We start from the raw sequence: 14,481 nt of genomic DNA, 5'->3' as shown, positions 1-14,481 counted from the left end.
CACATTTTTTTGCTATAGAAATTGTATTCTTTTATAAGGATTGATATTTATAAATTTTTCCATAAACTCTTATAAAACAAAAAATAATATCAATATTAGTCTACAAACATAGGAACATCTGCACTATAAGCAGCTGCAGAAATTGCTGAACGTTGTTTAGATGTTATTAATCTGTCTTTGTACCAGTAATAACTTAACTTCGCTAATTCTGTTGTAAATTTTCTATGCAATGTATTGTAATTGCTACCGTTGTATTGTGCGTTTATTGCAGCCAATAAACTCTCTAGTTGATCCATCATAGTTCCTCCATTACGCCCTAATTGATTTTCAATACCAAAAGAAGTATGAAAAAGCATAAAACTAGGTGATAGATTAGAATTAGGATACATATCATCTTCATTTGCTACGCCATCATTGTCAAAATCTGGATTATTTCCAAAAGAAACATTGTCTAATCTAAAATAGCTCACATCAAAATAACTTATTATTATTTTACCTATTGAAACTTTAGAGGTAATTCCCCAATATACTGAAAAATAATTTTGTGTGTTATCTGTTGCAATTAAATTACCTGCAATATCATATATTTTATAAATAGTATTCCATGCATAAGGTGCATCAAAACTAACAGAATTTACAGAATTTTCACTAAATTTTAAGACTATACTGGTATAATCATAATTTGTAAACAATTGTTTTGTATAGGTAAAATTATTTTCCGGATTATTATAATCTGTAACATTATAATCTTGAATATACCATCCATAATTCTGCATCATTTCCTCTAATTCTTCATCTGAATATTCTTCTCTCCAATAAGAATTTGAAAGAAGCTCTTGGTTTAACTCTAATTCAAAAGAAATACCAGGAGTAAAATCGCCCTCATTAAATTTACCATGCAAATTATTTTCATTTAATATACTTGGAAATGAGTTGGTGTAATTAACATCTGTAAAATAACCTGGATTAGTCCAACTATAATAACCATCTGTAATAACATCTTCAAAATCTTCTATAGGCAAGGTATTATTATTAAATGCTTCCTTAGAGTCAAAAAAAGTAATATCTGAGCTATAGGCACGATTTGAATAATTTTGTTCTACCATTTTAGAATGCAATTGCATTTTTTCAAAAGAAGCTCCCATCAGGTTTCCTGTGCGCATGAACTCTTGTAAAGGAAATGGTATTTTAGAACCCATTTCTTTAGTTTCTTTACTGATAGCTGCTGTATTGTCTGGTGCTATCACGTCTTTTTCACAACTTGTAAAAAAAGCACCGCATAACAGTGCTAATGTAATAATTCTTAAATGTTTCATAATGATGTTGGTTTTTCTTAATAATTTGGTTAATGATTGTATGGGGGCAATGTATAGCTATTATTTTTAGAAAACGTACGTAGTACTACGTACACGGCTCACTTTTTTAAATAATAATTACTTTCATATTAAAAAAGTGATTTTTCTCAATCATACGTTGGTATTCTTAACAAAAAAAACCTAGCAAATTGCTAGGTTTCTTTTGATTTTTAATAGAATCTATTCCTTTTTTATCTATAACTCATAGGACCATCTGCTCTATACGCTGCGCTTGAAATTGCAGAACGCTCTCTTGAAGTTATTAAACGGTCTTTATACCAGTAATAACTTAATTTTGCTAATTCTGTTGTAAACTTTCTATGTAAGGCGTTGTAGTTTTCTCCATTGTATTCGGCATTAATAGATTCAATTAAGCTATTTAACTGATCCATCATGGTAGAACCATTTCTCCCTAATTGATTGTCTATTCCAAAATACGTTTCATAAATATGAAAATCTGCTGTAAAGTTTGAGAATGGATGTTTGTCTCTACTATCTACAACCCCATCATTATCATCATCGTCATCACAAGCGTCTCCTTGTCCATCTTCATCATAATCTGCTTGGTCTGCATTGGCTGTAAACGGACAATTGTCTTCTGTATCTCTAATACCATCATTGTCATCATCGTCATCACACACATCTCCTAAACCATCATTATCATTATCTGCTTGGTCTGCATTGGCTGTGCTTGGGCAGTTATCATCTGCATTTAAAATACCATCTTCGTCTGTGTCTGGATTGCAAGAACCGAAAGAAACATTGTCTACCATTGGATAATTTGCTCTTAAAACAATTTTTTTAATAGGCTCTACAGATTCAATTCCCCAATTTGCACCATATGGCCGAATATAAACAATAGACGTTCCTAATAAATTATCAGATAAACCATATATGTCAATAAACACATTACTATAACTTGATGAAGAAAGTTGAGCAATTTTCATACGAACGTTTGTAACATCGGAATTGGAAAAGTTGATAATTATACCATCGAATGAATATAATGCTTTATCTGCATTCCAATAATCCTCATTCAATATATTTAAATTATAAGAGCTTGTAAAAGATATTCCAGGCACTATATCTCCTGGTGAAAAAACTTCATTATCAGTATTCATATCTAACTGGGGTCCTACATCAAACCAATAATTATGATAATAATAATCATAATCACCAAAATAACCATCGGGTAACTCAAAATTACTAAAATCTTCAGTGGGTAAGTTATCACAAGGAAAATTAAAACCTCCTTCATCTTCAAAAAAGTATTCAACACCTGTATTCTCATAAGTATGAGATGTGGTTGGCTTGGTCATTTTACCACTTAGTTTAGGTAAAGTTTTATAATAACTTTCCATATCAACACCTGCCATCATCATGTCATGTAATGATTTATAGGAATTATTGTCAATCATTTTTGTGTCTTGGTCATTCAATGATGCATTTTCTTGAATGAGTGCGTCTTTTTCACAACTTGTAAATACCATAGCTAGCACTGCTATGTACATTGTAATTTTTAAATGTTTCATGTTTTGGTTTGGTTAAATTTTTGTGGGGGCAATGTATAGCTATTATTTTTAGAAAACGTACGTAGTACTACGTACACGGCTCACTTTTTTTAAATAATAATTACTTTCATATTAAAAAAGTGCTTTTTCTCAATCATACGTTGGTATTCTTAACAAAAAAACCTAGCTATTTGCTAGGTTTCTTTTTAAATTTTGGTGAATGCTAATTAATAATCTCCATACGTCATAGGAACATCTGCTCTATACGCTGCGCTTGAAATTGCAGAACGCTCTCTTGAAGTTATTAAACGGTCTTTGTACCAGTAATAACTTAATTTTGCTAATTCTGTTGTAAATTTTCTATGTAAGGCGTTGTAGTTTTCTCCATTGTATTCGGCATTAATAGATTCAATTAAGCTATTTAACTGATCCATCATGGTAGAACCATTTCTCCCTAATTGATTGTCTATTCCAAAATACGTTTCATAAATATGAAAATCTGCTGTAAAGTTTGAGAATGGATGTTTGTCTCTACTATCTACAACCCCATCATTATCATCATCGTCATCACAAGCGTCTCCTTGTCCATCTTCATCATAATCTGCTTGGTCTGCATTGGCTGTAAACGGACAATTGTCTTCTGTATCTATAATACCATCATTGTCATCATCATCATCACACACATCACCTAAACCATCATTATCATTATCTGCTTGGTCTGCATTGGCTGTGCTTGGGCAATTGTCATCTGCATTTAAAATGCCGTCTTCGTCTCTATCAGAACTGCAAGAATCTAATGGGAATTCAATCATGTTTATAGCTAGCAACAATTCTTCTGAAGAACTTGAATCATATAAATCTCCAAAATCCGAGAAAAAAGCAACCCAAACCCCAGAACCATAACAATATGATCCAACAACTGGGTCATTTATATTGTCTCCTGTCAAGTCACTATTTAAAGAAGCTACAATTTGAAAATTAGAATCTAAATCATTAAAAAGTTGAAAATATTGTATTTGTCCACCAGAATAAAATGAACTAGCAAGTCCATTAGCCATTGGATGGCTTTCATTAACATTTATAGTTGATGAACCAAAATAATAAAAACTATCATATAAAGTAGCAGGTTCACTAATATTAAAATTCTGCATTACATTAGTTGTCGTTGAAAATTCTGTTATTAATATACCTCCATTACTTACAAACTCAACTATACTAGCTTCGTTTGCGTTTGCAAAACTGTCTCCCCCTCTGAAATATAATAATACATCCAAATTTTCCAATCCAAATTCATCGAAATATGACTGATTAACTGTAACAACATTATATCCATTGGTACTAAAAAAATCATCCCAACTTGACCCAAAATAATTCTGAATAATTCCAATATTTTTTTGAACAACTTCTGCTTTTGCATTTAAGTTGTTTGATTTTTTAAAATTTAAATTTGTTGGTACTTTAACTTCACTTATAAAAGTGTTATAATTTAAATTTATAGATTCATTTTTTAATTCAAATTTATCCTGTGTTGTTGTCTCTTTTTCACAACTTGTAAAAAAAGCACCACATAACAGTGCTAATGTAATAATTTTTAAATGTTTCATTTTTAAATATTTTTTTAGTTAGGGACCCAAAATACCAGTGAAGTACTTTGTGATTTTATTTATGGTAAACTTATTGCTTTAACAGTATTTTAACTAAAAAAATGGTTACTTTTTAACTAATTGCCACTTTTGTTACATAAAATACATTGTTTCATACATAAAATGGTTCTGAAAAATAACATAAAATTAGCAAAAAGCCCATTTATTCCAATAAATGGGCTTTTAAAAAATAGTGCTATAAAATTAATTAATATTTCTCTTTTGGAACTACATTAATACTAACATTAGCTCTCACATTTCTATATACATCCACATAAACTAAATAGGAACCCGTTTCTTTAATAACATTAGGAAAAGTAATTTGTTTCCTATCAATATCAAATCCCCTTTCATATAATGCATTGCTAACCATTAATGGTGTTACAGAACCAAATAACTTACCATCTGGGCCTGCCAATGTTTCTATAGTAATTGATACTTGTTCCAGTTGATTTTTCAAGGAAACTGCTGCGCAATAAATTTCATCATCTAAAATCCCATCACAATTATCATCTATTCCATTGCAAATTTCTACAGCATCTGGATTAATTGTCTCATTTGAATCATCACAATCACCACTATATTTTGCATAACCTGCTGGCATCTCACACGCAAGTACAAATTCATCGGTTCCAAAACCATCACCATCGGCATCTCTAAAATACGTGGTTTGTACACCTTCATCAATTTGCCCATCACAATCATCATCTTCTCCATTACAAATTTCTACAGCATCTGGATTTATTGTTTCTTTTGTATCATCACAATCACCGCTATATTGCGCAAAACCTACTGGCATAGCACACGCAATTACAAATTCATCTGTTCCAAAACCATCACCATCGGCATCTCTAAAATACGTAGTTTGTACACCTTCATCAATTTGCCCATCACAATCATCATCTTTTCCATTGCAAATTTCTACAGCACTTGGATTGATTAGAGGATTGCTATCATCACAGTCACCACCTGGAATCCCTAAATTTGTTTCTGGTACAAATCCATCTCCATCTCTATCTAATAACACCAGTAATTGTTGAAAATTTGCACGGTAGCCACATCCTGATAAATTAGATCGCTCCTTAGTAGAAATCAACCTTTTCTTTACCCAATAATAACTTAATTTAGATAATTCTCTTGTAAATTTTTTACGAAGTACATTTTCATCACTTCCTACATTTTCAATAGCAATAGTTTCAATAGCATCCACTATTTGATCCATCATAGTTGTTCCACAATCTACCAAGGAATTTGGTATCCCAATATCGCAACCATCTATACTTATAGTAGCACTTCTATTTGAATTTATATGCGTATCATTTTCATCTAAACAGCCATCACCATCCATATCGTTTACTAAAACAGCACTTCTATTTGCTATGTCATTTTTTTCAATTTCTACAATGCCTGTTTCAGTGGTTGCTATTATTTCCTGATGGCAATTAGTAGTTGCAACAGCCAAAAAAAGCAGGTACATTATTCTTTTAAATTGTTTCATTTAATCGTTATTTTTTTTATTAGTAGTTCTTGTAGTTTTACAAGAAACCAATGATACAAAAAATTATTTTAACACAATATTGTATCAATTTAACACTACAAAAAGCCCATTTATGTGTCTAAATGGGCTTTTATAATTATAAGAATATAGTTATAATTATTTAAAATGCTCTCACAGCTCTTAAACTTCCATTACTATTTTTTGAATTTTGATGATATCTACTAGGACTATCCATATATTGATACCAAGCACTTACACTATCAAATTCCGAAGAACTTCTGTACCAACCATATGAAAAATTACCATAACCATTTAAATGTAAATTGTTACGCATTTCAGTTACTTCATCAATACTCGGTAAAAACCAATCATTATATCCATCAATTGATAAATTGGCGCAAATATATGCGGCTGTACCAGTTTCATTACAACTAGCTAAAATATCTATGGTGTTTTGAGCACCTGTCCCAATTTCAGTTCCTAAGGCTCCTGGTAAATCAACTCCTATACATCCCCATTTTGCACCTTGTTGATTATATGGCGCTGCCAATAATCCTGAAGCCTCTCTCTCATTCACATAAAAAATTAATCCGCCTTGATATTGTTTACCATATAAATCTTCAGCCATCACTCCTTTAGATATAAAATCAATCATTGGTCTACCAGTATTTAATATCTCTTGCAATGAAAAATCTAAATGACGTAATACATCTACACTTATATTTTGAAGCATTAGATTTTCAAAATCTGCACTCCAACCGCAATTAGATAACGCAGACCTTTCTCTACTTGTTATTAGCCTAGCCTTATACCAGTAATAACTTAATTTAGATAATTCTCTTGTGAATTTTTTACGAAGTACATTTGCATCACTCCCCATATTTTCTAAAGCAATCATTTCAATTGCGTCTGCAATTTGATCCATCATTGTTGTACCGCAGTCCACTAATGAATTTTGAATATTAATATCACAACCATCTAAATTAATGGTAGGATTGGTGTTTGAATTTGGGTGCGAATCTTGATCATCTGAACATCCATCTCCATCGGCATCTTCTTGAGTTAACGTTCGAGCTAAGTCTTCGCTTTTTAAAGTTGATGCTTCCGATACACCCATTATTTCTTTATCGCAACTGAATGCAATTACAGCAATAATTAGAATGCTAAAAATAATTTTTAGTGATTTCATAAAAGTTTGATTTTTGAGTTAGTTATTAATAATTTTTATACATTTCAAGAATACAATAAATAATTTTAATCGTTGGCTAAATAAATTTTAAACAACAAAAAGCCCATTTATGGGTATAAATGGGCTTTAATTATTAAAAGAATGTTTTTAAATCCTACTCTGATAGGTATATAAATCAAAATAACGTCCTTTTTTAGCAATCAATTCATCGTGTTTACCGCGTTCTACAATATTTCCATCTTCAATCACTAAAATTCTATCGGCTTGTTGAATGGTACTTAACCTGTGTGCAATTACAAAGGTGGTTCTGTCTTTCATTAACAATCCTAAACTTTTTTGAATATACGATTCACTTTCAGTATCTAAATTAGAGGTGGCTTCATCTAAAATAATAATTTTTGGATCTGCCAATAATGCGCGTGCAATAGAAATTCTTTGACGCTGTCCGCCTGATAATTTTACACCACGCTCTCCAATTACAGTATCTAAACCTTCTTCAAATCGATCGGTAAATTCATTTACATATGCGCCTTTTACAGCTTGTTGCAATTGTGCTTCGGTGGCGTTTGGACGCGGAAACAAAATATTTTCTCGAATAGTTCCTTCATATAAAAAATCGTCTTGCAACACTACGCCTAGCCTACTTCTAAAACTACTTAAATTTACTGTTGATAAATCTATACCATCTAAAGTTACATTCCCAGTAACCGGATTTAAAAAAGTAGCTGCCAAACCTGCAATGGTAGATTTTCCTGAACCTGATGAACCCACCAACGCGGTAACACTACCTGCCGGTGCTTCAAAAGAAATATTGTGTAGCACTTCCTTATTTTCCTGATAACTAAAAGAAACATCATTAAAAACAATATTGCCTTTAATTTCATTTAAAATAACTGTTCGTTGTTCAGGATTATCTTCTTCAGCCATATTCATAATTTCCTGAGTTCTGTCTAATCCTGCCATGGCTTCTGTAAGCTGACTTCCAATATTACTCATTTGCACAATGGGCGCAATCATAAATCCTAAAAACAAGGTAAAAGATACAAATTCACCATAGGTCATGGTATTTTTCATAATAAAATAACCACCAATTCCCATAATTCCAGCAGATGCTAATCCTAATAAAAATGTGGATGAACTGGTAATTAAAGCGGTTGCCGTTAAACTCTTTTTTACATTTAAAAACAAACGCTCTACGCCTTCTTCAAACGTTTTATTTTCCTGAGCTTCGGCATTAAAACCTTTAATAACGCGTACGCCATTGAGCGTTTCTGTTAATCTACCGGTTACTTCTGCATTAATTTTTCCGCGTTCTCTAAAAATTGGACGAATGTACCCAAATGCTTTCAGCGCCACAATAGCGAAAATGGCTACCGGAACCAACACAAAAAAGGTCATAGTTGCATTAATTTTAATTAAAATCACTAAGGATATTATTGCGGTTAAACTTCCTCCTATTAATTGTACCAAACCGGTTCCTACAATATTTCGCACCCCTTCAACATCTGTCATTACTCTAGAAACCAGTGCGCCAGATTTTGTATTATCAAAATAACTGATAGGCAATGTTAATAGCTTTTTTTGCACATTGGCTCTTAAAACCGAAATTAAATGCTGTGCTTCTACACTTAACAACCGTGTTAATAAAAAAGAAGTCACGGCTTGTAACAAAATAGCCGCACAAACAATTAGCAATAACGTGGTTAATGTACTGATATCTTTGGAAGGAATTACCTCATCTATCAAATTTTTACTGGCGTATGGCAATACCAAACCCGATAAACTTTTTACAATTATTAATGCAATGCCTATTAAAACAATGGTTCTTCTTGGCCAAATAAATTCTTTAATAGCCCAGGATAATGATACTTTATTTTTGCTCATAATTAGTTAGTAGTCGAAAATTAAGCCAAATATATACAAATGACAAATAGACAGCAGTCATAAATTCTTAAATTTAAAAAAAGAGCTTACTTTTTTTATGGTTCCCAACATGTTTTAATTAATTTAGAAAAATGAAAGCAGTGACTGTAAAAGAATTAAAACAAGAGTTAAAACACCTTACAAACAGTGAGTTAATAGATGTATGCTTACAACTATCAAAATTTAAAAAAGAAAACAAAGAACTGTTAACGTATGTTTTATTTGAAGCTGCTAATGAAGAAGGTTTTATTGAAACTGTTAAAAGTGAGGCTGATATTTTGTTTGAGACCATTAATACCAACTCTTATTTTTACATTAAAAAAAGTGTTCGCAAAATATTAAGAATGCTTAAAACCAATATTCGGTATTCTAAAAAGAAGGAAACGGAAATTGAACTCCTCCTCTATTTTTGCCTAAAATTAACTGAAATAAGGCCTTCTATTAAAAATAGTACTGTTTTAAAAAACATCTATCTAAGAGAAAAAACTGCCATACAAAAAAAGCTCTTAGTGTTGCATGAAGATTTGCAATATGATTATAACCTACAATTGGCAGCACTTCCATTTTAAATTTATAACTAATGACATTTATCATCTTATTTCACTTAAAAAAGCATAAATTAACTGATTATTTTAGTTGACCCAATAAAAATATACCTCACTTCATGAAAAATTTACCCTTAAAATTATCTTTACTGATTATAGGTATCGGATTTTTAAGTTTAATTGGCTGGTATTTTACCATTCCATTTTTAACACAAATTTCATCTAATTATATCCCAATAGCCGTTTTAACAAGTGTATTATTAATGCTTTCAGGAACTTATTACAGCATTTATTTTTCTACCAAAAAAAGTAAATTTTTAAATACTGTAGCAAACAGTTTAGCCGGATTAAGTTTTGTAATTGCTCTTTTAAATGGCATTGATTTTTTATGGATACCGCATTGGAGTTTCGAAAATTCTTTTTTTAACTGGATTAATAGTCTTAAAAATGTTCAAAACAATATACTTATATCACCCATTGCAACCATCCTTTTTTTGTTATCAAGCGCTTCTTTTTTGATTTATCAAATAAAACCAATAAAAAAATATCAACTGTTTTTTATAAAAGGGTTCTTTTATATTCAATTTACTATAAGCAGTGCTTTTTTATTAGTATATATTGAAAATATTTCATCCTTATATTTAAATGAAATTTATTCTTTAGCATTTCCAACCGCTATCGCCTTATTTGTTATAAGTTTATTACAACTTTATATGCTAAAGTTACAAATTTGGCCATTTAATCATATTGAAAACAATTCAATTCAAAGTAAATTAGTTCGTTCATTTTTACCCATGATTCTTTTTTTTGTGATTGTAGGGAATGCCATTGAATCTCATTTAGTACCTGACCATAACGAAAATTTTACCAACTCTATTTTATTGTTTTTGTTAATAATACTAATCATTATAAGTTATCATATCATTTCTAAAAATGTAGAAAAGGAATTGAATGATGCCAAATCTTTATATATAAGCTTATTTGAAAACAGTACCGTAGGATTGTACCAAACAACCCCCCAAGGAAAAATAATTTCTGCGAATCCTGCCCTAATAAAAATGTTGGAATATGATTCCCTTGAAGATTTAATGCAAAGAGATATTAGCAAGTATGGCTATGTTGATCCAAAAAAACGGGAGGAGTTTAAAGCTTTAATTGAAGCTCAAGGAGAAATTACAAATTTTGAAGCACAATGGTTTACCAAAAACGGCAACATTTTAACCGTTGAAGAAGGCGCAAAAGCCATAAAAAACAGTGAAGGAGCCATTATTAGATATGATGGAGTGGTGGAAAATATCTCCGAATTTAAAGTGGCTCTAAATAACTTAAAAACTAGTGAAGAGCGCCTTAATACTGTATTAAACATTAATGAAATTGGTATTTGGACTTATAATTTTGAAGACCAAACTTCTTTTAGAAACTTGATTCATGATAAATTATTTGGTTACACCGCCTTAGTGTCTGACTGGACATATGAAACCTATATGAGTCATGTTCATACAGATGATGTTGCTTATGTACAAGAATGTTATACAAATGCTTTTGAACATGGGGCTCCTTTTATTTTTGATTGTCGTATTGTTAGAACCGATGGTGTAACGCGTTGGGTAAAAATATCTGGAAATCATGTGTACAATAAACAAGATAAACCTGTTGGATTATCTGGAATGGTGCAAGATATTACAGAAAGTAAACTTAGAGAATTAGAAATTACAGAGGCTAAAAATGAATTGGAAGATATTTTTAAAAATGATATTTCTGCAAATTTCACCACTTCAGTTAAAGGTGAAATTCTAAATTGTAACAGAACATTTCTCAAACTCTTTGGTTTTACAAGCATAAAAGAACTGCAAAATAAACCAATTACAGATTTATATTTTGAACCTAAAAAAAGAATGGCATTAGTAAGATCCATTTTACTCAATAAAAAAGTATTAAACGAAGAAGTTGATTTTATTAACAATAAGGGCGAAAAAATAAACTGTTTAGTAAATTTAGTGGGTGTTTTTAGTCCCAACAATAAACTGCTAAAAACCAGAGGTTATTTAGTAAATATTACCAAACTTAAAAATGCCGAGCTAGACTTAAAACAAAGCGAAGAACGTTTTAGAGTTGCTGCCAAAGCAACCAATGAAGTTATTTGGGAACATGATTTAATTAAAAAAACATTTTGGCGTAGTGAAACCTTTACCACGTTTTTTGGCTGGAATCATGATGATTTTGGATATAGTAGAGAAGACGTACAAAAAAGAGTACACCCAGAAGATTTTGAGCGCGTAAATACTAAAATCTTTCATTTTTTTGAATCTGATGAAGAGTTTTGGGAGGACAGTTACCGATTATTAACAAAAGATAACGGCTATGCCTATGTACATGATCGCGCTTTTAAATTAAAAAACAAAAATGGCCAATTAACAAAAGTAATAGGCTCTATGGCTAATAAAACTGCCGAAGTTTTACACCAACAACAATTAAGAGAATCTGAAGAAAATTATAAAAACATATTAGAAAATGCTTTAATAGGCGTGTATCAAACAGATTTAAATGGCCATATTTTATTTACCAACCAATATATTAAAGACCAAAGTGGGTATATTCTAGATGGTGAAATGGAAACCATCAATATTTTAGATTTATATGTGCATCCTGAAAAACGAACTGAAATGTTGACCTCCTTGCAAAAAAATGGGGTGGTTACTAATTTTGAAGTCGCGTTTTATACCAAAACCAAGCAAATAAAACACTGTTTAATGAATGCCAAACTATTTGAAAATAAAATAGTGGGTATGTTATTAGATATTACACAAATTAAAAATAATGAATTAGAACTTAGTAAGCTATCAAAAGCAATATATCAAAGTCCTGTTTCTGTGGTAATAACCAATTTAAAAGGTGAAATTGAGTACGCCAATCCAAAAACATCAGAAACCACTGGGTACAGTTTTAACGAACTTTTTGGAAAAAAAACTAGTATATTTAAATCTGGCGAAAAATCTCCCGAAGAATATAATGAATTATGGAACACATTACTTTCTGGAAAAGAATGGTTTGGTGAATTTCATAATAAAAAGAAAAATGGCGAATTATTTTGGGAAAAAGCATCTATCTCACCAGTATTAGATGCGCATAATAAAATCACTCATTTTATTGCCGTAAAGGAAGATATTACCCAACAAAAAGAAATATTAAGTGAACTTACCATAGCTAAAGAAAAAGCAGAAGAAAGTGACCGATTAAAGTCAGCTTTCTTAGCCAATATGAGTCATGAAATTAGAACACCTATGAATGGTATATTAGGCTTTTCTGAATTGTTAAAAACCCCGAACCTTTCTATAGAAAAACAAAAAAAATATATTGAAGTTATTGAAAAAAGTGGCAGCAGAATGCTAACTACCATTAATGATATTATTGATATTTCTAAAATTGAATCAAAATTGGTAACTATTTATAGCAAAGAAGTGAATATTACCAAACAAGTTAATGAAATTTATTCATTTTTTGCTCCTGAAGCCGCTAAGAAAGGATTAGAACTTTTTAAAACACATGATACTAAAAGTAATGATTTAATCATAACATCTGACCCCGATAAAATTTATGCTATCATACAAAATTTGGTGAAAAACGCTATTAAATTTACAGTAAGTGGCAGTATTGATATGGGATATTTTGTTGATAAAAACATACTTCATATTTATGTAACTGATACCGGTATTGGAATTCCTTTAAACCGACAACCTTATGTTTTTGACAGATTTGTACAAGCAGATATTGAAGATAAAGAAGTATATGAAGGTTCTGGTTTAGGGTTAACCATTTCTAAATCGTATGCAGAAATGCTTGGTGGAACTATTCATTTAAAATCAATTTTAGCACAAGGCTCAACATTTACCTTTTCCTTACCTTATACAAATACTTTAGAAAATAGTATGGACATCACTGAGGAATCTAAAACTTCTGATACTATTGCAACAAGCCATACAACTCCTTTAAATATTTTAATTGTTGATGATGAAAGTTTAGTGCAAATTTATTTACAAGAAATACTATTTAAAAAAGCAGATCAATTATTTGTTGCAGAAAATGGACTTGAAGCCCTTGAAGTATTTAAAGCTAATCCAGCCATCAATCTTATTTTATTAGATATTCAAATGCCTGTGATGAACGGCTATGAAGTTGCGCGTCAGATACGTGAGTTTAATAAGGACGTTATTATCATAGCTCAAACCGCATTTGTTCAAACGGGTGATAGAGAAAAAGCATTAACTGCAGGTTGTAACAATTATATTTCTAAACCCATAGATAAATTTGAGTTGTTTGAAAAAATAGATCATTTTTTTTCTAAAAGTAACTAAAGAACAATCATAAATTGACACATAATTTCGTCATTGTTTCTGAAAGGAAAAGGGCACATATTTACAAAGGAACGTCATTGCGAATGAAACGCAGTGAAATGAAGCAATCTCAACGTTGGAACTACAATGTAACAGATTACTTCGTCATTACCATTCCTCGTAATGACGTATTGTTTCGTTATTGCGAATGCAACGCAGTGAAATGAAGCAATCTCTACGTTGGAACTACAATGTAACAGATTACTTCGTTATTGCCATTCCACGAAATGACGTATAGTTTCGTCATTGCGAATGCAACACACTGAAATGAAGCAATCTCAACGTTGAAACTACAATGTAACAGATTACTTTTTCATTAACACTCCTCGTAATGACGTATTGTTTCGTCATTGCGAATGCAACGCAGTGAAATGAAGCAATCTCTACGTTGGAACTACAATGTAACAGATTACTTCGTTATTGCCA

General features: G+C 31.0%; 8 protein-coding genes. 2 read left to right on the top strand and 6 right to left on the bottom strand.

Going from position 1 to position 14,481, the window contains the following annotated elements:
- Nucleotides 1-95: 95 nt before the first annotated feature.
- The 6 genes from JEY78_RS11095 to JEY78_RS11070 all read right to left on the bottom strand — a co-directional run bounded on the left by JEY78_RS11095 (nt 96) and on the right by JEY78_RS11070 (nt 9,080).
- Nucleotides 96-1,316 carry a hypothetical protein gene (locus JEY78_RS11095; protein WP_291851024.1) on the bottom strand — a complete coding sequence of 407 codons (1,221 nt, stop codon included), beginning with the start codon at nt 1,314-1,316 and terminating at the stop codon, nt 96-98.
- Nucleotides 1,317-1,546: 230 nt separating this feature from the next.
- Nucleotides 1,547-2,887: a thrombospondin type 3 repeat-containing protein gene (locus JEY78_RS11090; RefSeq protein ID WP_291851021.1), complete on the bottom strand. Its 1,341-nt coding sequence runs from the start codon at nt 2,885-2,887 to the stop codon at nt 1,547-1,549.
- A gap of 206 nt (nt 2,888-3,093) precedes the next feature.
- Nucleotides 3,094-4,470, bottom strand: a complete 1,377-nt coding sequence (locus JEY78_RS11085) for a thrombospondin type 3 repeat-containing protein (RefSeq protein ID WP_291851019.1) — start codon at nt 4,468-4,470, stop codon at nt 3,094-3,096.
- A gap of 247 nt (nt 4,471-4,717) precedes the next feature.
- Nucleotides 4,718-6,007: a MopE-related protein gene (locus JEY78_RS11080; RefSeq protein WP_291851016.1), complete on the bottom strand. Its 1,290-nt coding sequence runs from the start codon at nt 6,005-6,007 to the stop codon at nt 4,718-4,720.
- 160 nt (nt 6,008-6,167) lie between these two features.
- A complete protein-coding gene (locus tag JEY78_RS11075; protein ID WP_291851012.1) occupies nt 6,168-7,196 on the bottom strand; it encodes a hypothetical protein in 1,029 nt (342 codons plus the stop codon).
- A gap of 147 nt (nt 7,197-7,343) precedes the next feature.
- Nucleotides 7,344-9,080, bottom strand: a complete 1,737-nt coding sequence (locus JEY78_RS11070) for an ABC transporter ATP-binding protein (protein ID WP_291851010.1) — start codon at nt 9,078-9,080, stop codon at nt 7,344-7,346.
- Between the two features lie 131 nt (nt 9,081-9,211).
- Here JEY78_RS11070 and JEY78_RS11065 point away from each other — a divergent pair, with 131 nt between their 5' ends.
- Nucleotides 9,212-9,688, top strand: coding sequence for a hypothetical protein (locus tag JEY78_RS11065; RefSeq protein ID WP_291851008.1), 477 nt, complete (start codon nt 9,212-9,214; stop codon nt 9,686-9,688).
- A gap of 95 nt (nt 9,689-9,783) precedes the next feature.
- Nucleotides 9,784-14,016, top strand: coding sequence for a PAS domain S-box protein (locus JEY78_RS11060; protein WP_291851006.1), 4,233 nt, complete (start codon nt 9,784-9,786; stop codon nt 14,014-14,016).
- Nucleotides 14,017-14,481 lie beyond the last annotated feature (465 nt).

The organism is Lutibacter sp. (assembly GCF_016342705.1).
Classification (GTDB): Bacteria; Bacteroidota; Bacteroidia; order Flavobacteriales; family Flavobacteriaceae; genus Lutibacter.
Note: the sequence above shows the minus strand (reverse complement) of the source record. Positions and strands in the feature narration are given on the sequence as shown.

Bases quoted from the DNA above. Each gene is read 5' to 3' on its own strand.
- JEY78_RS11095 (WP_291851024.1), bottom strand. From the start codon at position 1,316: ATGAAACATTTAAGAATTATTACATTAGCACTGTTATGCGGTGCTTTT.
- JEY78_RS11090 (WP_291851021.1), bottom strand. From the start codon at position 2,887: ATGAAACATTTAAAAATTACAATGTACATAGCAGTGCTAGCTATGGTA.
- JEY78_RS11085 (WP_291851019.1), bottom strand. From the start codon at position 4,470: ATGAAACATTTAAAAATTATTACATTAGCACTGTTATGTGGTGCTTTT.
- JEY78_RS11080 (WP_291851016.1), bottom strand. From the start codon at position 6,007: ATGAAACAATTTAAAAGAATAATGTACCTGCTTTTTTTGGCTGTTGCA.
- JEY78_RS11075 (WP_291851012.1), bottom strand. From the start codon at position 7,196: ATGAAATCACTAAAAATTATTTTTAGCATTCTAATTATTGCTGTAATT.
- JEY78_RS11070 (WP_291851010.1), bottom strand. From the start codon at position 9,080: ATGAGCAAAAATAAAGTATCATTATCCTGGGCTATTAAAGAATTTATT.
- JEY78_RS11065 (WP_291851008.1), top strand. From the start codon at position 9,212: ATGAAAGCAGTGACTGTAAAAGAATTAAAACAAGAGTTAAAACACCTT.
- JEY78_RS11060 (WP_291851006.1), top strand. From the start codon at position 9,784: ATGAAAAATTTACCCTTAAAATTATCTTTACTGATTATAGGTATCGGA.